The organism is Teredinibacter waterburyi (genome assembly GCF_001922985.1).
Lineage (GTDB): Bacteria > Pseudomonadota > Gammaproteobacteria > Pseudomonadales > Cellvibrionaceae > Teredinibacter > Teredinibacter waterburyi.
Genome location: NZ_MRUH01000045.1, coordinates 50,988 through 74,114, shown reverse-complemented (window position 1 = coordinate 74,114; position 23,127 = coordinate 50,988). Strand labels below are relative to the sequence as shown.

23 protein-coding genes are annotated in these 23,127 nt (G+C 49.1%); 9 read left to right on the top strand and 14 right to left on the bottom strand.

The window, feature by feature from the left end:
- Window positions 1-259: 259 nt before the first annotated feature.
- On the top strand, window positions 260-1,051 hold the full coding sequence (locus IDZ20_RS05195; RefSeq protein ID WP_188150368.1) for a hypothetical protein: 792 nt from the start codon (window positions 260-262) through the stop codon (window positions 1,049-1,051).
- Window positions 1,052-1,165: 114 nt separating this feature from the next.
- Here the strand turns inward: IDZ20_RS05195 and msrB are convergent, their stop codons facing one another.
- A complete protein-coding gene (msrB, locus tag IDZ20_RS05190; protein ID WP_188150367.1) occupies window positions 1,166-1,594 on the bottom strand; it encodes a peptide-methionine (R)-S-oxide reductase MsrB in 429 nt (142 codons plus the stop codon).
- 76 nt (window positions 1,595-1,670) lie between these two features.
- On the opposite strand from msrB, the gene IDZ20_RS05185 reads away from it, so the two are divergent.
- From IDZ20_RS05185 to IDZ20_RS05175, 3 genes are all read left to right on the top strand, one after another.
- Window positions 1,671-2,885 (top strand): pyridoxal phosphate-dependent aminotransferase, encoded by a 1,215-nt coding sequence (locus IDZ20_RS05185; RefSeq protein WP_188150366.1) that lies wholly within the window; start codon window positions 1,671-1,673, stop codon window positions 2,883-2,885.
- 22 nt (window positions 2,886-2,907) lie between these two features.
- Window positions 2,908-3,402: a hypothetical protein gene (locus IDZ20_RS05180; RefSeq protein WP_188150365.1), complete on the top strand. Its 495-nt coding sequence runs from the start codon at window positions 2,908-2,910 to the stop codon at window positions 3,400-3,402.
- A 233-nt stretch (window positions 3,403-3,635) separates the two neighbouring features.
- Window positions 3,636-5,804: a putative bifunctional diguanylate cyclase/phosphodiesterase gene (locus tag IDZ20_RS05175; protein ID WP_188150364.1), complete on the top strand. Its 2,169-nt coding sequence runs from the start codon at window positions 3,636-3,638 to the stop codon at window positions 5,802-5,804.
- Here IDZ20_RS05175 and IDZ20_RS16330 read toward each other — a convergent pair.
- From IDZ20_RS16330 to IDZ20_RS05155, 5 genes are read right to left on the bottom strand one after another with little or no spacing between them, the layout of a single operon-like run.
- Entirely contained in the window at window positions 5,789-6,790 is a 1,002-nt protein-coding gene (locus IDZ20_RS16330; RefSeq protein ID WP_245792128.1) for a class I SAM-dependent methyltransferase, read from the bottom strand. The two genes, IDZ20_RS05175 and IDZ20_RS16330, sit on opposite strands and share 16 nt — an antisense overlap.
- The gene (locus IDZ20_RS16325) at window positions 6,783-8,009 is read right to left on the bottom strand and encodes an ATP-NAD kinase family protein (protein ID WP_245792127.1); all 1,227 of its coding nucleotides are present in this window, start codon (window positions 8,007-8,009) and stop codon (window positions 6,783-6,785) included. The genes IDZ20_RS16330 and IDZ20_RS16325 overlap by 8 nt, the downstream gene beginning before the upstream one ends.
- Before the next feature lie 16 nt (window positions 8,010-8,025).
- Window positions 8,026-9,132 carry a 4-phosphoerythronate dehydrogenase gene (locus IDZ20_RS05165; protein ID WP_188150363.1) on the bottom strand — a complete coding sequence of 369 codons (1,107 nt, stop codon included), beginning with the start codon at window positions 9,130-9,132 and terminating at the stop codon, window positions 8,026-8,028.
- Entirely contained in the window at window positions 9,129-10,016 is an 888-nt protein-coding gene (locus tag IDZ20_RS05160; protein WP_188150362.1) for a 5'-3' exonuclease, read from the bottom strand. The genes IDZ20_RS05165 and IDZ20_RS05160 overlap by 4 nt, the downstream gene beginning before the upstream one ends.
- Before the next feature lie 31 nt (window positions 10,017-10,047).
- A complete protein-coding gene (locus tag IDZ20_RS05155) occupies window positions 10,048-10,614 on the bottom strand; it encodes an elongation factor P hydroxylase (protein ID WP_188150361.1) in 567 nt (188 codons plus the stop codon).
- 302 nt (window positions 10,615-10,916) lie between these two features.
- Here IDZ20_RS05155 and IDZ20_RS05150 point away from each other — a divergent pair, with 302 nt between their 5' ends.
- On the top strand, window positions 10,917-11,639 hold the full coding sequence (locus tag IDZ20_RS05150; protein WP_188150360.1) for a hypothetical protein: 723 nt from the start codon (window positions 10,917-10,919) through the stop codon (window positions 11,637-11,639).
- A gap of 244 nt (window positions 11,640-11,883) precedes the next feature.
- Here the strand turns inward: IDZ20_RS05150 and tusA are convergent, their stop codons facing one another.
- Window positions 11,884-12,192, bottom strand: a complete 309-nt coding sequence (gene tusA / locus IDZ20_RS16405) for a sulfurtransferase TusA (protein WP_188150359.1) — start codon at window positions 12,190-12,192, stop codon at window positions 11,884-11,886.
- 273 nt (window positions 12,193-12,465) lie between these two features.
- Here tusA and IDZ20_RS05140 point away from each other — a divergent pair, with 273 nt between their 5' ends.
- Window positions 12,466-12,747 (top strand): antibiotic biosynthesis monooxygenase family protein, encoded by a 282-nt coding sequence (locus tag IDZ20_RS05140; RefSeq protein ID WP_188150358.1) that lies wholly within the window; start codon window positions 12,466-12,468, stop codon window positions 12,745-12,747.
- Window positions 12,748-12,777: 30 nt separating this feature from the next.
- Here IDZ20_RS05140 and rlmM read toward each other — a convergent pair whose 3' ends face one another.
- From rlmM to IDZ20_RS05125, 3 genes are read right to left on the bottom strand one after another with little or no spacing between them, the layout of a single operon-like run.
- A complete protein-coding gene (rlmM, locus tag IDZ20_RS05135; protein WP_188150357.1) occupies window positions 12,778-13,842 on the bottom strand; it encodes a 23S rRNA (cytidine(2498)-2'-O)-methyltransferase RlmM in 1,065 nt (354 codons plus the stop codon).
- 43 nt (window positions 13,843-13,885) lie between these two features.
- Window positions 13,886-14,635, bottom strand: coding sequence for an alpha/beta family hydrolase (locus IDZ20_RS05130; RefSeq protein ID WP_245792126.1), 750 nt, complete (start codon window positions 14,633-14,635; stop codon window positions 13,886-13,888).
- A gap of 50 nt (window positions 14,636-14,685) precedes the next feature.
- Window positions 14,686-14,907 carry a YheU family protein gene (locus tag IDZ20_RS05125; RefSeq protein WP_188150355.1) on the bottom strand — a complete coding sequence of 74 codons (222 nt, stop codon included), beginning with the start codon at window positions 14,905-14,907 and terminating at the stop codon, window positions 14,686-14,688.
- Window positions 14,908-15,044: 137 nt separating this feature from the next.
- Here IDZ20_RS05125 and IDZ20_RS05120 point away from each other — a divergent pair, with 137 nt between their 5' ends.
- Complete coding sequence (locus IDZ20_RS05120; RefSeq protein ID WP_188150354.1) at window positions 15,045-15,572, top strand: glycine cleavage system transcriptional repressor; 528 nt, start codon at window positions 15,045-15,047, stop codon at window positions 15,570-15,572.
- 43 nt (window positions 15,573-15,615) lie between these two features.
- Here IDZ20_RS05120 and IDZ20_RS05115 read toward each other — a convergent pair whose 3' ends face one another.
- Window positions 15,616-16,047 carry a DUF2721 domain-containing protein gene (locus tag IDZ20_RS05115; RefSeq protein WP_188150353.1) on the bottom strand — a complete coding sequence of 144 codons (432 nt, stop codon included), beginning with the start codon at window positions 16,045-16,047 and terminating at the stop codon, window positions 15,616-15,618.
- A 136-nt stretch (window positions 16,048-16,183) separates the two neighbouring features.
- Here IDZ20_RS05115 and IDZ20_RS05110 point away from each other — a divergent pair, with 136 nt between their 5' ends.
- Together IDZ20_RS05110 and IDZ20_RS05105 are read left to right on the top strand one after the other, a co-directional pair.
- Window positions 16,184-17,902: an ExeA family protein gene (locus IDZ20_RS05110; RefSeq protein ID WP_188150352.1), complete on the top strand. Its 1,719-nt coding sequence runs from the start codon at window positions 16,184-16,186 to the stop codon at window positions 17,900-17,902.
- 24 nt (window positions 17,903-17,926) lie between these two features.
- Window positions 17,927-18,799 carry a general secretion pathway protein GspB gene (locus tag IDZ20_RS05105; protein ID WP_188150351.1) on the top strand — a complete coding sequence of 291 codons (873 nt, stop codon included), beginning with the start codon at window positions 17,927-17,929 and terminating at the stop codon, window positions 18,797-18,799.
- A gap of 19 nt (window positions 18,800-18,818) precedes the next feature.
- On the opposite strand, the gene IDZ20_RS05100 is transcribed toward IDZ20_RS05105, so the two are convergent.
- From IDZ20_RS05100 to IDZ20_RS05090, 3 genes are read right to left on the bottom strand one after another with little or no spacing between them, the layout of a single operon-like run.
- Window positions 18,819-21,869: a DUF6701 domain-containing protein gene (locus IDZ20_RS05100; protein ID WP_188150350.1), complete on the bottom strand. Its 3,051-nt coding sequence runs from the start codon at window positions 21,867-21,869 to the stop codon at window positions 18,819-18,821.
- Entirely contained in the window at window positions 21,866-22,318 is a 453-nt protein-coding gene (locus tag IDZ20_RS05095) for a hypothetical protein (protein WP_188150349.1), read from the bottom strand. The genes IDZ20_RS05100 and IDZ20_RS05095 overlap by 4 nt, the downstream gene beginning before the upstream one ends.
- Window positions 22,308-23,087 (bottom strand): PulJ/GspJ family protein, encoded by a 780-nt coding sequence (locus IDZ20_RS05090; RefSeq protein WP_188150348.1) that lies wholly within the window; start codon window positions 23,085-23,087, stop codon window positions 22,308-22,310. The genes IDZ20_RS05095 and IDZ20_RS05090 overlap by 11 nt, the downstream gene beginning before the upstream one ends.
- Between the last annotated feature and the right edge of the window lie 40 nt (window positions 23,088-23,127).

Below are 23,127 nucleotides of genomic sequence, written 5' to 3'. Positions count from 1 at the left end.
ATTTTTTAGGTTTCTTTTGGCGGGAAATACTTCTGCTCAGAGTTTCCTCAAATTGATGGTTTTTGCTACAACCCGCTAACCGCCTAACTCTCAGGTTAAAGTAGTGATCGAAAATCAAGCAAATAAAATCAGTAACTTAGCGTATCACTCTACATTTAAGAGCATCCGAATAGAGCTCCTAGCTAGTTGCACTTAGATCAATCAAGGACTAGCCTTAAGGCAGGCTCCGTTCATCAATAGGTACACCAACCCCCTACTCATGTCATCCGTAAATGTAATAGCAACGATCATCGTTTTACTCGCTGCACTGGTGTGCTACGCCTTTGTATCGCAAACCCTGCGCGCCAAGCGCGAACAGCGTAATCGGGTGTTAACCGCCCTCAAGGCACGCGGGCGCAACTTTAAGTTTATGCAAGCCGGCTTCCCAAAAGATTTTCTTCCTCGCGACTTAGTGCTTCTAATACAGCGCAACTTAATTGAAGTCTGCGAGCAGCTCGCAAAACTCGAACCCTCGAATCCAGTGCACCTTCAAGACTTGCAATCAGTTTCCGCGCAGCTGAGCGAAACGCAAAAGCAGACCCGCCCAGCTGGCCCCGTACAATTGGAAAACCCGCAACAGATAAAAGAGGTCAAAATGTGCCTCGAAGAACTGAATCGGTTTATTCATCAGCAGGAACTCAAAGCCGCAATCCCCAAAAACCAAGCGGACGCTTACCGCGCTTTAATGAAACTGCTGGTGTTACAAATATCCGTGGATAACTACAGTCTACAAGGGCGAGCCGCCGAGCAGGCGGGCAAAACCAAATTGGCAATACATTACTTTGACACCGCGCTTAACCTACTGATTCGCGAGGGAAAAAGTGATCATTTCATGCAAAAGATCACCCTGCTGAGAGAGCGTATTAAGATACTTAAAGAACGTTTCGCGGAAGAACTCAACACACAGAACGAAGCGGAGATCGACTCTCCAGAGCTTGACGAAAACCAGTCAGAATGGAGTAGCTTTGACGAGCAGCGTTCGGAGTGGAAAAAGAAGCAGGTGTACGACTAACCCCCCCGAGACAGGCCAAGGGTTGTAACCATGGCCGCTCCGACACTAAGTCAACAGGCGAGGATGCTTCCGCCCCATACTCGCCCATCAATCACCGCCATCCAAACACTGCGATTATTTTTTCTCGCTGAAAGTAACAGAAGCGGAATTCACACAATATCTCAACCCAGTCTCGGTAGGCCCGTCCGGAAAAACATGCCCGAGGTGGCAACCACAATGACCACACATCACCTCGGTTCGAATCATGCCGTGGCTGATGTCACGCTGCTCTTCAACATTTTCCGCAACTGCCGCCTCAGAAAAACTTGGCCAGCCGCAACCGGCGTCAAATTTCGAAGCCGACGAAAAGAGCGGCTCACCGCAACAGCGACAGAGATAATCACCGTCGCGCTGGTTGTCCCAGTATTCTCCCGTAAAAGGTCTTTCCGTTCCCTTTTCTCGGCAGATGCGATACTCCTCTACAGAAAGTTTGTCTCTCCAGAGTGCGTCATCCCTCAAATCTTGCTTTGGCTGGGCATCGTTTTTTACTGTTTGATCTGACATAATCGGCTCCCGCTTGCCACTAACTTGAAGCGAACCATCTTACTCCTGTTATATGACTAAAGGCTCGTCAAAACCCATGCAACAGATCCAAAAATCTAAAAAACTGGAAGGCGTTTGCTACGACATACGCGGTCCAGTACTTGAGCACGCCAACCGCCTAGAAGAGGACGGTCATCGAATTCTAAAATTGAATATTGGCAACCCAGCGCCTTTTGGTTTTGACGCCCCCGACGAGATGATCGCCGATGTCATCCACAACTTGCGTAACGCGCAAGGCTATACCGCATCACGAGGCCTGTTTCCGGCCCGTAAAGCCATCATGCAAGAATGCCAACGACTCAATATTGCCAATGTGGAAATCGACGATATCTTTCTCGGCAATGGCGTTAGTGAACTGATCGTTATGGCCAACCAAGCGCTCTTAAACGATGGTGACGAGGTATTAGTGCCCTCGCCGGATTATCCACTGTGGACTGCCGCCGTAAACCTTGCTGGCGGCAAGGCCGTGCACTACGTTTGTGACGAGCAAGCCGACTGGTTTCCCGATATCGACGACATTCGCAGTAAAATTAGTGACCGCACTCGCGCCATTGTGATTATCAATCCGAACAATCCAACTGGCGCGGTCTACAGCAAAGACTTACTGGAGCAGATCCACGCCATAGCGCGCGAGCACAAGCTAGTGATTTTCGCCGATGAAATTTACAGCAAAATCATCTATGACGATGCCGAGTTCATCCCTATGGCACGTATTGCGACCGACGTGCTGTGTGTATCCTTTAACGGCCTCTCCAAGTCCTACCGCTTAGCGGGATTCCGATCTGGCTGGATTGTGTTAAGTGGCGCCAAGCATTTAGCACCAGAGTATGTGAAAGGTATCGATATGCTCGCATCGATGCGCCTGTGCGCCAACGTACCAGCCATGTACGCTGTGCAAACCGCACTTGGAGGGTATCAAAGTATTAACGAACTGATACTGCCTGGCGGCCGCCTTAAAGATCAGCGCGATGCAGCCTGTGAAGCGCTGGCTGAAATCCCTGGTATTAGCTGCGTCAAACCAAAAGGTGCCATCTACCTGTTTCCGAAAATCGACCGTGAAATGTATGCCTTTGACGACGACCAACAACTCATTTTAGATCTGCTCATTCGCGAGAAGATCTTGCTGGTTCAGGGCACTGCGTTTAACTGGCCAACGCCGGACCACTTCCGCATAGTCTTTCTTCCTCAGGTAGAAGATTTACGCAAAGCGATTAACAAGTTCGGTAAATTTATCCAAGCCTATCGCCGCTAACCCATTTTTACGAGTAACCGCGATGAGCGATTTGCATATAGATGATTTCTGTCGAGATACCGCTAAGGTGCTCACGCTTCTGTACAAGCAGTTCCCGCAGAAAATCATTCTCTATGTGGAAGATATTTGCGGGCCGGACTCTCCCGATGAGTTTGGCCTGCACGCGCCCAGATTTGTCGCTGCATTCAACACAGTGTTATGGCTGCAGGAAAGCGACTATCTAAACTTTAGTGACACCATACGACAGGAAGCGTTTCAAGACGTTACTCTCAGTCATCGGGCGTTTACCTTCCTAAGCAGTCTCGACGAGCAGGCAACAAACCTACTACACAGCAGCGGAGCCGCAATCACCGATACCGACAATAGCGATCCCGCCAACACCCAAATCCAGCCCTTGCTCCCACCAACCCTGCCTACGCGAATCAACGTTATCCGCGATACCCTCGCAAACCGCAGCTCAGAAGCACTCAAACAGCTTGTTATGCAGTATCTACAAGACTCTCGAAACTACCGTTAATAAGCCAACAGGCGTATCTAGCCCCGCTCTACCGTTAAACCTACCCGCACCCAGAGCAGCACCGTCACCAAGACGAAAACCTCAACAAGAAATCATGGGCTAAATCAAAACATACCCACAAGTTGTGACTATACTTCTAGCAATAATGTGAATCGGCGACCTTCAGCTGCCCGCGTTTACTCAATTTATCTCTATTCAAGTTCTGTCTCTCAGCAACAGGTTGATTATTTCTTATGCTCACCTTGTCCCAGACCGTGATGCCTGTAATCGACATCGTCGTTGTAACCTTAGCGATTGGTCTTTTTGTTCTCAACCGACAACGACGAGCCGACGTACACTTCCACGGGTTTAGCAACGCCTTTAAATTGATGTTTCTCGGCATTGGGCCTGTAGTGATCGCCAGTGGCGCGGATTTCATCACTGCATTTCAAAACTACCTACCACCAGCAATCGCTGACCTAGGCCAACTCATCGCGCCGTGGATATATCCGCTTAACGCTGCCGGAACCGCCCTGTTATTTGTCGGCTTAGTCCTGCTCATTTCTAGCCTCATTCCCAGATCAACTCGCCAGCTCACCGAGCTAGTCGCAGTGCGTGAGCAGCTCTCGGCATCAAACGACGAGCTGGTAAAAACTATTGCCGATCGCAATCAAGAACTTGAAATCAACTATTTGACGTTACAGCAGGTGCTAGAAGACCAGCAAAGCTCGCGCATCGCACTACTCCAAAGCGAAAAGAAATTTCGTACCCTATTCGATAAAAGTCCAGCTATTTTCGTCGCCGTTAATCGCACCGCACGTATTACCGATATCAACCTCTACGGCGCCAGCGTACTCGGCTACGACGCCATGTCGTTAGTTGGCAAGCCCTTCGAGGCTCTAGTAGCACTAGAAGACACTGTTAAACAGCAGGGCTTTATTGAGCGATGCTTTTCTAACACAAAGAAAAATCACGAAACCGAATTGCGCTTAGAGCGAAATAACACCACCAAAATATGGACAAAAGTCTCTGCCAGTATCATTGTCGAACCCGAGGACGGCGAATATCTACTGCTGGTTTGCCAAGATATAAGCGAGAGCAAAGGCCTAGCTGAGACACTCTCTTATCAAGCTAAACACGACGACCTTACCGGCTTGCACAATCGCCGTTCACTCGAATCCTACCTATCCGAGCGCATTGCTCATCTGGGCAAAACATCTCGGCCGCTCGCGCTAATTTATGTGGATGTCGACCAGCTAAAAGTCATTAACGACACCTGCGGCCACCGTGCTGGTGATGAACTGTTAAAAAAACTTGTGCAGGCGATTAACGAATCGGATACAAAATTCGACTTTTTTGCACGACTCGGTGGCGATGAATTTGCACTGGTAAAAAATGACACCAGCGAGAAAGAAGCGGTAGAACTCGCCGAGATATTACGCAATGCGGCGGAAGATTTTAGTTTTCAATGGAAGGGTCAAACCTTCCGTCAAACCATTAGTATCGGTATCGCGCTTACCTCGGGCAAGCTCCACAGCCTCTCGGATATTTTTAGCGCTGCCGACGCGGCTTGCTATATGGCAAAAGAACAAGGGCGCAATCGCGTAGTCGTAACCGAGGATGCATCGCCGAACTACATTTCTAGCCGCAACGAAATGCTTTGGGTGGGACGCTTACAAAACGCCTTAATGCGCGATCGATTTGAACTTTACGCACAGCCTATTTTTGCGCTCAATCCAAATGCTGGAAACTATATTCACTACGAAGTACTGATTCGCTACGTTGACGATGACGGCACGCACTTAGCACCAGATAATTTTTTACCAGCAGCAGAACGCTATGGATTATCAGATCAGATCGACCTTTGGGTACTCACTACAATTTTAGATTTTCTCGATCGACATCCAGAACACACACGCAAACTGGGATGCTGTTCAATTAACCTCAGCAGCCTTTCGCTCGCAAGCCATCGCAGTCGCTCGGCAATTAAACAGCTGGTGATGGCGACAAGTTTTGATACTGAAAAAATCTGTTTTGAAATAACCGAAACCAGCGCCATTCACAACCTTGACGAAGCGGTAGAGTTTATCAATGAACTCAAAATTCTTGGCTGCCGATTTGCCCTTGACGATTTTGGGACTGGCTTTTCATCCTTCGGCTACTTAAAAAAGCTCGATGTAGACTACATAAAAATCGATGGTTCGTTTATCAAGGATATTGTCAACGATAAGCTGGGACGCGCAATGGTTATTGCAATTAACGGTATCGGCAAAGAACTGGGCATTAGTACGATTGCAGAATATGTTGAAAACAAACAGATCGAAGACGAACTAATTACCTTAGAAGTGCCCTACGGCCAAGGTTTTGGCTTAGCTAAACCTATGCCGCTAAACCTTATTCAGCAATTTTACGAAAGCCGCTGAAACACCAACATTTTAAGCGCTTTTTCTACATCCGCATCGGGAAAGTCGCCATGTTGAGGCAGGTCTTGCTGCCAAACAAACTCGGGACAACAACTTTCCACCAAGGCTCGAAAATCTGTTCGAGCGACTTCCGGCGCATTTAAACAGGCAAGAAATTGGCCGCCTGGCGCCACCAGATCAATCATCTTTTTCAGCACTCGCTGATAATCCTTAGTGGCGACAAAGCTGCCTTTTTGAAAACTAGGCGGGTCGATAATAACGCGGTCGTAGGGCCCCAAATGCTTTAACTTACCCCAAGAACTAAAAATATCATGAGCTAAAAATTTAACCTTATCGACAGTAATACTGTTCAGTTTATGGTTATCACGCCCCACTTTTAACGCCCGCTGGCTCATATCAATATTGACCACCTGCTGCGCCCCAGCGGCTAGTGCTACAACCGAAAATGCGCAGGTGTAGGAAAACAAATTGAGAACTCGTTTACCTGCAACGTCCGCTTCCAGCCACTCGCGAGCGGGTTCGATATCGAGAAAAAAACCAACATTTTGTTGCTGCAGGGAAAGATTAAAACGCAAGTCACCACGCTGCGCGAACAAACTACTAGGTAAGCTACCGATTAAAGTCGCGAATGGTGCTCCAGTGCGAAAGCGATATTGAACCAGAACGGCATCGACCGACGTCGCTAAAGATTGAATCTGTGAACGCATCAGCTCAGCAAGCCTCAACTCAAAACCTAGCGGCGGCTCGCGAAATAAAGTCACCACTAACACTGGCGAGAACCAATCGACGACCAACCAATTTAGTCCCTGATAACAACCACCACGACCGTGAAACAAGCGCCGACTCTCAGCCTCTAACGGACGCGCAGCTAGCTGTTCACGCAAGTGAGTGTCCAATTGCGCAAGCGAGGCCGTTAATTCCATTTCGCAATTGTTTCTATCATCCACCTCAAGATTGTTCTCGGGTGTCGTTGTTAGTTCAGTCATAATTAATTCCTACCCGATAGAGAACGCGGTCGTGATAGCCGGTAATAATCGGGATTAACCCCGTCCACGCTCGATCTAATGATTGATCGTTGCTGTCGAATAGCAACGGGCGCTGAGCCAGCTGCTCGAGCTTTTGCTTGGTAGCAACAACCCACAAATTATCTCGGCCAATTGCACGCAGGACATTCGGCGTAAGCTGTTGATTACCACGACCAATTAACGCGCCCTGCCCGCCGGTAGCGGTTAACAGAAGCTTTACCGGTACTATTTTTTCACTTGCAGTTAAAGACTCGAGTATTGCCTCCAACTTCACTGCCGAAACATCAACGAAGGAATCAACTTTACCCTTGCTGAAAAGATGACAATCAACCCCCAACAATGTCGACGGCAAAGCTAGATCTTGACTAATAAAATGAGTGGTCGACCCTGGTGCACACAGTAAAGCGAAGGTTTCTGTGTTGGCCTCTATTGAAGAAACGATATCATCGATTTGCTCGCGAATATCCGCACTAATATCTAACAGCACTAGCTCTTCAACTTCGCTGCCGCCCTGCTTTACACTTTGCATGTAGGCGAGTTCCTGTGGCACTCGCATTGAACCAAAATAACGGCTATTGACCCTACCTTGTTGTAATGCCCGCTCATCAATATCACGAACCTCTTCTTCCTCCAAACTCGTCAATTCGCCAGCAATAATTTTTGCGAGTACCAAGGCGGCTGCCTGTGGAGATATAGCGAACACCCCCGATTGCATTTTAACGCCGGAAGGTACACCGAGTACTGGTATCTGTGTTTGTACCACCGCGCATACATCTCGTGCAGTGCCGTCACCGCCAACGTACACCAACAAATCTATAGCATTTTCTAACAATGTTTTACAGAGGTCTTGCGTATCCTCGGCAATGGTTGGCTGCCGCAAGTTACAATCCAGTTCGGTAAATTCAAATGGCCAATCGCGTAGATAGTCACACCCCATGGCAGAGGGTGCGGCAATAAAAACCGGCGCTGTAGTTGCGGAGCGAGCCAACACTTCTTGCAAGCTATTAATAAATAGTTGTGCTCGCCGCGGCGCTCGTAACTCTAACTCGCCCTTATCCGCAAGGGCTTGCAGCTCGACAAAATCGCTCCCTTTGTATCCCGCAGGACCTCCGATGCCGGCATAGGGGTTAACTAAAAAGCCGATTTTTAACTGGCTAGGAGATGCCGCTTTAAATTTCACAAATTAGCTCACACACTTAAACTAAAAAACCAATAGCGGCACACTGTTCAGCAACGGCAGAACTGGCGGCGTTAACACGATAGTGACTAAACTCGCGCCGCATGGGATAGTTTTTACGTAGCTGATCAAAACTTGCCGGCAGGCCGGGTTCCACCGCCAGCATACGCGCGTGATCTTCGCTCACTTGGTAACTTTGTAGAATCGCATCTTCCACACTAACAACATCAATGAGCTCTGGCTCGCCGTAAGCTGTCGTTTTTACACGATTAAAAATTTCGGCGTGGCGACTTTCATCTAAACCAACAAACTCGGCCAATGCGGTAAAGATCATAAGCGAGCCGTTGGTTTTGCCCTCAAAACTGTAACCGGCAATATGCGGGCTGGCGAAAATAACTTGATGTAACAGCTTGCGATGCACATCTGGCTCGCTTTCCCATACATCCAAAACCACTCGCACATTATTGAGGTTGTCGCCATCGAGATAATCGGACAAGGCGTTATTATCAATAACCCCACCGCGGCCAGCATTCAACAGTAAACAACCAGTCTTTAAGTTGCTAAAAAAATTCGTGGTGATCATTTTTTCGGTGGGATGCGGCCCACTCGTAGTTAACGGCGTGTGCGTGCAGACAATATCGCAATCGTACAACGCCTCCCACTCCTGCAAATCGGGGATATTGCTCTTTGATAAAAACGGATCATAAACAACGACATCTAGCCCCAAGGCTTTTAGGGTTCGATACAGTCGGCCACCGACGTTACCACAGCCAATCACGCCGACTTTCGGCTGACCGCGCAACAAATCCAAATTCGCCAATACCGAAAATACATACTGTACGACGCCGTATGCGTTGCAACCTGGAGCGCTGCGGTATTCGATGCCCGCAGAATCTAACCAATTCTTGTCGAGATGATCCGTACCTATGGTGCAAGTGCCAACAAACTTTACGTTACTGTCACCAAGTAACCTTTGGTTGACGGAGGTAACAGACCTCACCAGCAATACATCGGCATCGGCAACGTCGGCCGCGCAAATATCGCGGCCGGGGCGAGTCACAATTTCACCAAGCTCGCCAAAAAGCGCATCAACGTATGGAATATTTTCATCGGCCACTATCTTCATGTTTGTCTCTCAAACGGTTGCAACGAAGCTATAAACCCTTGTCCAAACCCAAGGTATTGAGCAAAGCGTGTAATCTCGTTGATATTGGCGGGGCGCAGCCTTAAATCACAACGCCCCAATGGAATTTTGTTTTGCACACGGGTTAGCTGTAAAGCCATGTCTATTTGCGCACTGTACAGCTGCAACTTCGCGGCGACACCCGTCGCACCTCGAATCGGTAAATTAGCGACTAGAGGCAACCCGAGCTTTATCGACTCCCAGTTCGGGAAGTGCTGCAATAGGGCCGCTGCCGTCTTTGGCCCTAGCCCTGGCACGCCGGGAATATCGTCACTTACATCGCCAATTAGTGCGAGATAATCGGCAACTTGGTGTGGTTGCACACCCATTTTTTTGGTCAACTCTCTCGAGCCCATCGGCTCGCCGTCGGGATAGTCCCAAAACTGATCCCGCGCACCCAAAATAATTTGGGCGAGATCTTTATCCCGCGTTAACACGCAATTTGCACGGCCAGCCGCTCGATTCTTTTGCGCCAAGGTCGCCAGCAAGTCGTCGGCTTCGTAGCGTGCTGAAGCGAAGCTGGCCACGCCGAATAGCTCTGTCATTTTCTTACAGGCCAACAACTGAAAGGCGAGCGCATCATCGGGCAGGGCTCGGCTGGATTTATAATCGGCGTATATCTCGTTGCGGAAGCTGCTATCTAAACTCTCATCAAAACACGCGCCGACTCGAGTCGGCTGCTGCGCAGATAAAAATCGCATTAGCCAGCGGGTGTAGCCATAAACCGCGGCTGTTGGATAATCATTTTCAGCAAACCAATGATCCTCCAGCGCAAAATAGTAGCGAAAGATATAGATCGAGGCATCTATCAAATAGACTGTGTTCACCGGCAAAGCGAGCCCTTGTACATGTTCAGCCTCAAATCGCTAACGTGGCTAAATTGAAGTCGTCCTCGACAAGGTATTGGTCGACACCGAACGCTTGCGCTAGCGCATCTGCAAATACCGCAGCGCGTTGCGGCAGCCCGTTGCGACAAAAGGCCTGCGCTTGCGACACTACCGCCAGCTTAAAGGCTTCGGTCGCACCAAGTTCCGACGTTAGATTGTCGGCGCTTAATCTAAATTTGTGAGCGCAGGCTCGATTGAATACCCACTCTAATGCTTGCGGTTTGACCTCTACTTGCTCAAACAGCGCTTGCTGCTCGGCACTTCTACCATCGGGGGCATACCAATAGCCATAATCAAGCTGCTGACGACGCTGGTCACCCGCAATGCTCCAATGAGCGATCTCGTGCAGAGCACTGGCGAAGTAATCGTGGCTAAACACCACCCGCGCGGGATCTTCAGCGTATTCATGGGCCGCAGGGTAATATATTGGCTCACACCCTCCCCCCTCTAAACGCGTATTACAGGGCTCAGCAAAGCAGTTATTAAATATCTCTATCAATTGTATGCAGCTGTGTTCTGGAACTAATTTTGACTTCATTTGATCTACACTAATGATAACGACGGGTTTCCCTAGAAACCGACTCTCACGTGGCGCTTTAATTTAAGAGCCACACTTACGGCTTAGCAAACCAGTAAATACTCACTAACTTCACATTAAATACCCACCAAACCAACGGGAGCCACGACCAAGTTAACCCTCAATAGCGTGCAAAACTGAAACCCAAATCAAGGTATTGTGTTCTTCGCGCTGTGTCTATACTGTATGTAGTGATGGTTCACTCAACCGTCCTGCCCAATTAACCATACCGGTTTACCGGGCCTCAACCAGGGGGTGGTATTATGAAGACCTCAAACGATGGTCACAATACGGATAATGTGATCGACCTCTTCACGGGTAAATCCTACTCGGCTCTTAAAGATTCGCGTTTTATACGCCTCGCGCCAGAACTCGACGGCCTAGAAATGCTCTACTCCAATGAATCAAGTGGAGAGAAGCTTTTCAGCCTAAAGGTACTCTGCTGGGCATTGCGCGCTAACGGGGAAGTCGTCGGCTTGGTTCCTTGGTTAGACGACATCGTCGCCTGCCCAGAAATCGACGATCCGCTTAACGGTTGCTGGGAAGGCTATTACGACCCAGGTATCGACGAAATATTCTTCGATTCCCCAATTCACAAGATAGTTGAGCTGGAAACCGCAGCAGAGTACTACGACTACGAATGTGAAAGCCCCTACGACACAGTTCAAGAAATACCCGACACCATTGGAACCCACGGCGTATTGTCGAACGCAGACTTCACCAGCTTAACGCTGCAGGAAGTGATTAGCTGGAGACTCTACAACGACGGCACTGTGTGCGGAATGCTGATAGCCGAAGATAAGGTAGAAAGTACTCCGGTACTGCCTGGCGACGACTGTCTGTACCCAGCACAGATGCATGACAATTTCCGTTACTTTTTCCAACACCATATTGCCAACAAGATCAAAGCCCAGGACCCAGAAGCACTGGCTGCTATCTCATTACTGGTGACAGAATCTGGCAGCGCGGAAATGACTAAGAGTTAAACCTATGCGATTAAACACAAACGCGGTACGCAACCAGTACCGCACACCTTAAGGGGTTTGTGTGGCTGTGGGACCTTGGCTCTGTATTATCGTAATTTAAGCTCAACCCATCGAGCCTGCTGATAACCTAATCAGCAAAAAAGCTGCCGCACCAATGATGCTGGCGCTTTACAACTTCGCAACCTGCGAAGGGACGCCGCTTCGGCGCAATGCCGGATATCTAAAAATGATAGGTACGCGCTGGTTAGCTTCCCCCTTTACGCACCACAAAACGCAACAAAGACACTGTGCCATCACGCTCAAGTTGCTCGAAACTTACCAACTGATGGGAAAGAAACTCGCAGAAACGCGCGATATCTCGTTCTGTAGATGGGTCCGTGGCAATCACCTCGATACAGTCTCCGGCCTTCACATCTCTTACTGCGCTATGCAACAACATTACCGGCTCGGGACAAATAAGGCCGCAGGCATCAACTCGCTTGGCTAACCCATCAGCAAGCTCAACGGCATCGGTTACTTGCTCACCACTACCCGAAATCTTTTTTTCACTCATACCTATTCCGAACCCTTTGTCTGTAGATGATCGAAACCGCTGGAAAAAACTGCAACGATCGTTAACAATCAGCAACGAACAAAAATAATATAAATTGGTCAAATCACTCGGCTAATTAATCGCTAACCGTCACTTTTAATAAAAGCGTGACGGGCTACCACCGTGTTTTACAATTAAATCTAAGCTTTAACCTACACTTAAAAACAACGCCTACAGCCAACAACTAGATCTAAATTTTTTAATGCAACACCCCAGCCTTGAAGGTAGTTTATTATGGTACACGTTCTGATTGAACGGCACTTACACGAGCAGATGCTAAATACATATATAGAGCACTCGCGAAAAGCACTGCAACGCACTTATTTGGTCCCCGGCTTTATTTCAGGGGAAGCCTTTGCCGATATCAGCGATGAAAACCATCGCTTTTTACTATGCAAATGGAAAACACTAGAAGATTGGCGCCGTTGGGCCAGTTCAGGCGAGCGCCTCGAGCTACTGGCTCCGATCCACTCTATTCTTAAGCAACCGGAAAAAGTTTCTGTACTAGAGAACTAAGTCTGGCTGCCGAATTGTAGGTCGCCGAAATCATAATATCCTTAGATGTCCTGTCACCTCTTCTCTGTCGTGGTAGAGCTGTTTAAACCGCAACTCATGCGCAATGTTCACCGCAGTCAATGCCTCGGTGATCATTGCCGAACATTTTTTAACCTCCAGATAGCGCTGTTTCATTGGCAGCTTGAGGTTAAAAACCGCTTCACGACACCAGCCTTGTAGCGCCCAGCGACGTATCATGTCAGCTACCCGAGCGGGCTTGTCGGCAATATCACATACCAGCCAATCAACTGAGTAGTCCGGTTTAAAGGCGAAGCCGTCGAGCATATGGTGAGTAACCTGACCGGACTCCATAAGCGATTCGGCCATAGGGCCGTTATCGACCGCTTGTACGAACATACTGCGATTCACCAATTGCCACGTCCAACCCCCAGGCGCGGCCCCCAGATCTACAGCAGTCATACTGGCTGCCAAACGTTGGTCCCACTCAGTCTTGGGGATAAAGTGGTGCCAAGCTTCCTCTAGTTTCAAGGTTGCTCGGCTAGGTGCTGCTTTGGGCTGGCGTAGCCGGGGCACACCTGCGAGCCAGGGCGATACGTTGGCTTTTGGGTAAACACCTACAAAGGCGCAATTACCCGCTAACATCAACAATTGGCCCCTATAGCGCGCGCTTTTACGGCCGACAATATCGCCTAAGCTGCGCCCTAAATGCCCAGACACTCCGGTGGCTAAACGCTGTAATGATTTCCCGTCATTGGTATCTAGGTTTACCGGCTCGATTAAATCCAATTGCGTTAGCTGTAGGCTTGTAAGCAACTGCTGCAGCTGTTCCGCCAAGGGGGTAACTCGGTCTTGCACATCGTCAATGGTGAGCGCCGGCTGGGCAATAAACCAATGACGAATAAAAATAAGCTGGCGGAATGGTGTGTTTTCGATAAACGATACGGCATCTTCGGGCTGATAAAAAATAAACTCCACGTAACCATCGCGGTCATTGGTCTTAGCGTATCCAGCCAACCCATTTACAGCGGCAAGTTCAGATAACTCTGCCGCCACTTCTTTTTCAAATCCCGCTCGGCAGAGCGCAATAATTTCCATAAGTATCCAGTGCCAATCAAAGTTGACTTAGTTGTCGGTATTACTAGCGCATTAATGTGCGCGGCAAGGTAAGAGTGCCGTCACATAAATGTGCCTCGATAAATGCGATTGATAGATCTGCCGCACGCTGAATTAAATCGCGCTGCTCAAAACCGCTGCGCCGCAAGGGCACAAAGTCGTGATCGCCAGACTCCAGCCAAGCGATTGAGATCTCCTTAGCCAAACTGTAATTCGCAACCTCATCGGGCTTGCCAAAGGGGTCCCGTGTGCCTTGCACAATTTTCAGCGGAATCCGCTCTGGCCAACGAGATTCGGCCAAGTGCTCAGTACGCAACTGTTCTTGTTTTGCGGGCGGATGAAACGGGTAACCATAGCACATACAGCCTGCCACTCTCGACCTGACCAAAGGACTCAGGCTCGCGGACGCCAGCAGCTCGGAGCCTATGCGCCCGCCCATCGACTTCCCCGCCACAACGACTGGCAGCGAACTGCACTGAACAGTGCATTCCAGCACCGCTGCCCAATTGGCAAGCAAGATAGGTTTAGGCGCCGGTGGCCGTTTATTACCCGAAAGCCGTCGTTTAACCATGTAGGCAAACTCAAAACTCACCACAAATAACCCGCGCGCAGCCAAAGCCTTACTTAGCGTGGTCAAGAAGTCAGAATCCATTCCCGCACCCGCACCGTGGGCCAGTATCACTATTGCGTGTGCGTTAGCAGCATCGCCGTCACACCGAAAGGCCAAATCTGGACATGCCGCCCGCAGACAACTACTTGAAAGATTAGTATGCACGGTTCGATCCGAGACTGAGGGTTTTAACGGCAGACAAGTGGTTATTTCCGTCATTGGGGCGGCAGAGCTTGGCGCTCCATAAGGGTTATTGATTCACTGGCCTCATCGTAAACAATTGCGACCTCACCGTTTAATACCTGAGGCAAGAGCTGCTCTACCTTCTCCTCTAAAGACCATTCCTGCTCGCCGTAGTCCGTACCCTCGCGGGTGATAAATGACTCAATAATACTGCGCAGAACATCGGCGTTTAACTGCTCGGGCGGGACGATCATAGTGGGCCTTAGGTTATCAATTCCACTCTAGCGCTAGATCAACTAGGGCTAAAAGCACAGCCTTCTAAATTTGAATGGCCGCGAGCAACGGGGTTGCGGTAGTATTATGAGAGTTTAACCAGAATAAGAAAGTAAATATGCTCAGCAATCTCGTACTTACCGTAATCAGTGAAGACAAGCCCGGCGTAGTCGAGGCCATTTCTCGTGTTGTTAAAGATAACAACGGCAATTGGCTGGAAAGCCAGCTATCTCACCTGGCAGGTAAATTTGCCGGCGTTATAAGCCTACAGGTAGCGGCCGAAAGTGAAGCTAAGCTTATCGCCGATTTACGACAGCTCAATGAACGTAAAATCAATATCATTATCGACAACAGCCCTGGCGCTGCTGCGGCATCAGACGGCAAACGCCTAGATTTTCGCGTTTGGGGGCCAGATCGCGCCGGTATTGTCAAAGAGATCGCAACCACTTTTGCTCAATACAATATTAATGTCGAAAAACTGAATACGCGTATCTCGAGTATGCCCTATAGTGGCGAGCCGCTATTCGAAGCAGATGGTACACTCACCTTGCCAAGCGGACTCAATCAATCCGAACTGGAAGATAAGCTGGACGAAATTGAGGATACGCTAGCAATCGATATCTCGCTACAAACACGCGAAGAGTAAAGTCGATGCCCCAAAATCCAGCCCAATCGGTTGAGCGTGTCACCTACACATCTGGGGTTGCAATTTTTGGCTTGCGACTATTGCGGCGACAATCAAAGCGTTCGATCTCCATATTGATAGCCTTAGTCGACGCCTGAACTTCAAACAGCGAAAACAGCAGCGAGCTACCAAGCAATACCAAACTGAGACCAAATAAAATCTTACCCACGCCCTCCCAGTGTACAAACAAGGCAAACATTGCCAAGGTACAGGTTAGAAACGACAACACACCACAAGCCTGCATCGCTTGAATGATTTTCAACCGAACACGCAAGCTGTCGATTTGGCGTCGAGCCAAGTCTAGCGATCGCTCATCATCCAACTGGCTCAATTGCCGAATAACGTTGGTTAGCACAACAAAACGATTAGTATAAGCAAGCAACAATAGGGAAATCGCTGGAAATAGAAGCCCCGGTGTGGTGAGAGTCATTTCCATAATAATTAGATCTCTGGGTAATTAAGCTAAAAGCGACTAAATAGTCGCCACTATAAAAACGCGGTATCATGCCAGCGCGGTTGAAAAACCCCCATTAGGCATAACCATAACAATAACCTATTAGCATAGCAGAACCATGTATCACAATTATTTCGGGTTAAAAGAACAGGCTTTCTCAATAGCGGTGAATCCCCGCTACCTTTATATGAGCCAACAACACAAAGAAGCCCTAGCCCACTTGTTATACGGCGTAAAAGGCGGCGGCTTTGTTTTGCTGTCTGGTGAAGTAGGTACAGGTAAAACCACCATTATTCGCTGTTTACTGGAACAGCTTCCCGAAAATACCGACATCGCTATCGTGTTAAATCCAATGGCCGATGTCGTCGATATGCTATGTACCATTTGCGATGAACTTGGGGCTAAATACCTTAACGACACCACCAATATCAAATCACTAACCGACGCCCTGCACGAATACCTGCTCGACAATCACCGGCGCGGTCACAATACGGTGTTACTCATCGATGAAGCTCAGCTACTATCGCCTGAGGCGCTGGAACAAATTCGCCTGCTGACGAATCTCGAAACAACCACCCAAAAACTTTTGCAAATTATTTTAGTCGGCCAACCGGAGATTAATGAACTGCTAGCGCAACCACGCTTGCGTCAACTGTCACAGCGTATCACCGCTCGCTTTCATCTTACGCCGCTAACCCTAGAAGAAACCGAAGCCTATATAAATCACCGTTTAGAAGTCGCCGGAATGCCCGAGGGACGCAAACTTTATACCCACCAAATCATACGAAAAATTCACACCTTTACCGGTGGCATTCCAAGGCTAATCAACATTGTCTGCGAGCGTACTTTAATCGGCGCCTACGGACACAATACCCAAGAAATCAGTAAAGATATTTTCGAGCTTGCCCGCTCTGAAGTTGCCGGCAGCATGGACTACTTGCCGTCGCGCCGTAAAGCTATCAACTGGCGGCCCATTGCTATCGGCGGTGCCGCCGTTGCTGCAGTTTTCGTTGTAGCGCTACTCATAAACCTATTATTCTTTCGCCCCAACCTACCCGCAACCGGAAATAGCACACAGACCACAGCAACACTTAGTCGCGAACAGCAGAATACCGAGATTGCACCGACCCAGCCTACCCCCTTGCCAACACCTATCGTCAAGGTAGAAAGCGAAAACCTTCGTAGCCAGTTAATCGCCAGCGCTCGTACCGCACCGAGTACGCAAAAGCGATTAGGCTCGCTGTTTGAATACCGCCAAGATAACTATAGCGAGGCGCAAGCCGACCTCGTTCGCTATCTTGGTCATGATGTTTCGTCCGATACCCATCCCTGCTGGGAGTTAACCCGCGAGCGCATTCAGTGTAAAACACTAGAGCTTGCCACTTGGGACAGCCTCCGTGACCTTAACCGCCCTGCGGTTCTCGAGCTGACAACTCCCGATAAATTTATAACCCATGCAATTATTACCGGCATGAGCCAAACACAAGCGCAGTTGCTAACCCCTCAAGGCGTTTTGGTACTAACACCCCTGATGGAGCTTGGCCATATGTGGACAGGCAAAACGTTTTACCTCTGGCATCGCCCAGAAGGCTACCTAGAACCGCTCACCCTCGGCCAGCGTAGCGATACCGTAAAGTGGGTCGCACAAAGTTTTGCCCAATTAGATCAACGGGAAAAGCCCCTCACCCGCAACGAACTTAACGCTACCCTGCAAGAACGTATTAAAATTTTTCAGCGTAACTACGGCCTTACGGACGACGGCATTCTAGGGGAGCAAACCCTAATGAAGCTGAACGAAGTTCTGGGGATAGATTACACCTTAAACATTCTCGACTAACCAACAGAGACACAAGCTACGCCCATGTCATTGATTCTTGATGCATTAAACAAAGCCGACCGCGAACGCCGCAGCAACCAACAAACGCCGGGGATCGACAGCCAACATCACCCCATCGAGGCGGTCCACAACAGCAATTCAAAATTGGTGGTGATATTAATGGCACTGCTGATTGGCTTGCTATTAGTCGCCATTGGTATTTTTGTCGCTATTAAAAAGCCAGAGCAACAAACCGCTATTTTGAGCACCAACGAAATTGCTGCTGTCGACACCAATATTGGCACCGCTATCGATCCAACGCTGAATTCAGCGGTAAATAGCCCGACAGCGCCAGCACCAACAACGGTTGCACCAACACCCGCCGCGAAAAAGATTGTGGTGGCGAAAAAGCCGGAACCACAAGCCGTGATAAAAAGTTCAGACGTCGCCTCACTTTACGAACAACCGGCGAAGCCTGCCGCCGTGGCAACGCCACTGCCGACATTGGCAGCCACGCCCGCTCCAACGCCAGCCCCGACATTAAAGCCAACTCCGGCCGCGGCACAATCCGTAGCGCAGTCAAATATTCCGGCTCGACCGTTTGATCCCGCAGCAGCTAAGCCAAGCGCCGAGCCGAATGTTAAGATCGAACCAACTATCGCCGACTTTACCGAGATTGGCGACATTAGGAGCTTAAGTTGGAGCGAACAAACAACAATACCCACGCTTAACTATTCTGAACACAACTATGTAGAAAATGGGCGAAGTACCGTTACCATTAACGGCTCGCGCTTTAAAAAAGGCGACCGCGTCGCGAGTGACTTAATCTTAGAAATGATTTTAGCCGACGGGATTTTATTAAAGTACAAATCCAGCGTGTTCAAGATGCAAGCGCTAAACAGCTGGATCAATATGTAATGATTTGCGACGGAAGTGCCTAGTTGAGCACCTCCTGCCAATAGATAACACGGTCATGGCCGCGGTAGCTACCAAAGGTAAAAGTCGCAGTTGGCAAACTCGCTTCATCGCTACCGTCACCGTCCCAATCAAATTGCAGCCAAGGGTAAGCCGAAAGATCAACCTCTACGGAAAAGCTGCCCGTAGCGCTATTCGGCGCGCTAAAAAAGTGCCCCGCATCGCCCGAATCAAATGTAATTGTTGTCGCGGTTAAACCACTATAATTACCCGTAGTCGACGCGCTACCTAGTGGCACCGTGCGGTTGCCATCAATATCGATAGTTCCGCTAGGATAAGTCACCGCCGAGCGCACAATTTCAGTACAGGAATCCGCTTGGTGCTGAGTCCAATAGCTGCCGTTCCATTCTTCCGTATAAAAGGCCACCGGCAGCTCAGCGGTCTCCGGCCCGAAGGCGTCACTTAAACGCAACCGCCCATAAATAAATTCAGACTGGCCAAGTAAAACCTTATCCAGAGTCGAATCGTTATCGGTATCTATGTCGAAATCACTCGTCCGCAAGCTAACGCTGTCGGCATCGCTGAGCGAGACCCCCAAGTTGACCTGTGTAAATGGCCCATCGGGGCCGGTAGTGCGCGCAAGGGCTGCCGTTGTTACAACACTCCCCACACCCGCCGCCCAATTATAACTGCTGGAAATTCCAAACAAACGACTCGTAAGCGCAGTTGGCACAGCGGCATCTATAGCGCCGTAATCTTCACTACCGAGACTATCGACAGGACTGAAACGCGCAAACGCCGCGTTATAATTTTGGGTGATGGTATTGCGGCTACTGTAGGCCGACACGTTAAAGCTGACGCCAAATTGCTCACCCAAATAATTGAACCCCCCGAGGACACAAGCAGCGTCAACACTAGCCGAATCTATAGCGAAGTACGCCGGGGTAAACCGCCCAACATATCCACTTCGCCCTTGGCTTCGAGCGGTAAAACTTGTTCCCGTATCAAGGTAATCGCCATCTCCTACCACACCACTAATTTCAATAATACCAACTTCGTTAAAATAAACATTGGAGGTAGAAGCACTGCCCGAAGTGAACGTCGTTAAACTTCGTCCATCGGCAGCGCTCGCATCGCCATCTTCAAGCCCCGCGGATACGCCACCGCTCGGTGCGATCAAGCTTGCGCTTAGCTGTAGCGTTTCTGCTGGGCTTTCTTGGCCATAGCTTGGCAAAGAACTATTATCGGCAAGATTCGCACGACTGGCGGGGTCTGTGTCGTTGTGGCCATCGGCAACACCATCGTTATTCGCATCGTCCCCCGTCTGCCAGCCCACGGCGACAGCGGTAACGGAAAAGTTAGTCCCCGCCGATGTAAATACCGCCTCAGTTGCGCTGGTCGCCGCAGGGTTGCCGGTAACCTGTAAATAAAAGCCAAACGGACGAGTAACAAAAGTATTACTAAAGCCAGTAATATCGCTACTCGAAAACCCCGAACTATCGTCCAAAAATTCGATTCGATAACGGCCCACATCACTCGTCTCGAGCGAAAAGGATGCCTCGCCATCAATAAACGGCAAGGTGAAATTATTACTTGCGGGGACAGTGTTCGGTAAACTAACCGACGCCGAAGAGGTCGCATTTGTCACAACAGGCGCAGCACCATTCGGGTCGCTAGCGGCACGCGTCAACCAAACTTTTACCGAGGACTGATCGTACTCCGACGCAGGCGAACATGCGCCGGTAGTCGGGTCTTCACGCATCATTTGCACGAGAAAATCATGGTCACGACCCGCCACAACATCATCGCCGAGACTATCCGTCGCGGTCACCACAAAAGCGTTCTCACTAAAGCTAAGCGTCGTTGACGTGGTGGTCACGCCCGCCGCCGAATCACTCAAGGTAATGGTTAGACTCTCTGCGTGCGAGTTGGCTAAATTTAAACTGATAACGCCCGCGTCAGCCTCACTAGCGTCAAAGCTATAGGTCGCTGCACCGCTGTCGCCACTGCCTGGAGTCAAATCACCCAAGGCATCGGCGGCGGTTGCGGTTTTACTCCAATCGCCATTAGCGGAAGATGTTGTGATATCAATCGTACCGGTGTAGTCCGTAAGCACCGTGTTCGTTGCGTCTTCTACGCTAATGGTAATTTCAGACGGAACACAGGTACTGCCACTGCCAGAGCCTACATCAATCACAAAATGATCGATTGCGGGCGACCCACCAACGCTGCACACTTCAGAAAAATCGCCACCCGACACGGATGGCTCATCAAAATACAGCGAGGTGCCATAATTTAAAGTAATGTTTCCTTCTGATGAAACAGCGCCGCGATAGATAGTGTCATTGGAAAGCGTTAGTCCTGATTTTGAATAGGTAATACCCTGAAAACGGCCACCGGTCCCAAGCGTAAAATTTCCGCCGGAGTACACAGAAAGATACCGTCCGGTAGAACCATAGTTAACTTGGTTATAGTTTTGAAAACTAACATTACCAGACACATAAATTCGTACGGTTCCAGGTGAGGTAATCACCAAGTCAGTTTCATACCCCATGGTAAAATCACCGGAAAAAGTATAGGTACCAGGGGAAAGATATAAAATTCCATAACTGTAATAGTAGGCAAATCCCCCGTAATCCCCTGGCGCTAAGGTATAGGTAGCCGTACTTGCACTTATATACGACCCACCGGGAAAGCTTGTCCATGTCAGCCCAGCAGATACCGGGCTATCTTGCCCACAGGCAACACCATCGCAAACAACATTGCTCGATGGGTCGCCGTTATAGGTAATTCCGCCGGTATTTAAAACATTATCAGGGCTATTATAGATATAAGAACCGCCATTGAGGGTAACCGAACTTCCAGTTCCTACACCAGACGCACCATCAGAAAAAACTTCGCTACACGACTGAGCATAAAGATTTTCAGCACCTAATAGCCCTAAAAAAACAACAAAAAACTTTAATGAGACAGACGCTAGCAATACCAAAAAACGTAGGAAAATAACGTCGCGCACGAATACCGACTTTTTGCTCTGCTTCACCACATTAAATATTGTTAAGCCGCATCTCATTGCATTTTCGCCAATATTTGTAATCGCCGCTGGCCCAGTAGGTTACCGCCGCCACAAGTCGATGAACTTTCGAGTGTGTAATAGCTAGTTGCACCCTGAGTGGAAATAGAGCAATTAATTTGTGTTGTACAGCTGCTCAGGCCATCGACACTATAGGTTAATGTCTGTCCAGCGCCGCTATTTTCTAATGTCGTACAATTTGCATCTACCGCTATACGGCTAGTCTGCTGAAAAAATAATTGGTTCATACCCCACTGCAAGCCGGATTCTGATGCAAACAACGCTTGAACAGACAAGCCCTCGGCACTTGAGCTAGCGCCAGAAAAACTCGATACACGGCTAATAGCAATAGCAAGCATTGACACACCCACCAACAAAAAAATCACCAAGGGCAATAAAAACCCACCCTGTGAAATTTTCGATTTCGGCTCAATAAAACTAGGGAACATTGTGAAGTAACACCGTGTTATTCATTGTTACTACCTGACCTCGCTCTGTAAGCGTAAAGTCTAAACTAACCGCGACGTTTCTATCTTCGCTTCCGGGCGAGATCGAAAAAAAAGTTGAGTTAGTGGTAACGTTTTCAGCCATGACTAGACTGCTTCCACCGGGATTGGAATCATCAACTGCAGCACTTAAAAGTCCGTAACTACCATATTCAAGAATTTGACCGCCACTAAAACAAAAACGCTTTGGCGAATCGCCGATAAAAAATCGCTGGTTAATGGAGTTGCGTTCAAATCTGTGCGGCGCTGAAAAATTTATAGTGTTCGTTGCACCGTAGGTTATTGAATTAATATCGACGAGGGCATTACCTGCAGGAGCGTAAATATCCGAGTTAGACATAGCACCAATAATCAAGTAAGTCGGTGCGCCCAAACCAACACTAAACGGCGCAGTCGTTATTGAAGACGTGGCGGCGGACCCAGGCAGCGTTTCGTCAGCTACCCGTTCGAGGTAAGCACCGCCAGCAACACCGGGCATAAATTCCAAACAATTACCGCTACTGCTCAGCCGTAAACTATAGGGCACAGCCAAACGCAATTGGCGAGTAATTTGTTCTACCACGACTCGTCCGCGTGCTGTTAATTTTGCACGCTTTTCGGTTGCCGCGTAGCTATCGACCGTGGTCACTACAAAACGGGTTCCTATGGTCGCAATAATTCCAAGAATCACCATGACCGAAATGAGTTCGATCAAGGTAAAACCCAAGCTCATGTACAAGGGCTGGATACGGGATCTTTTTGCCTTTGGCGAG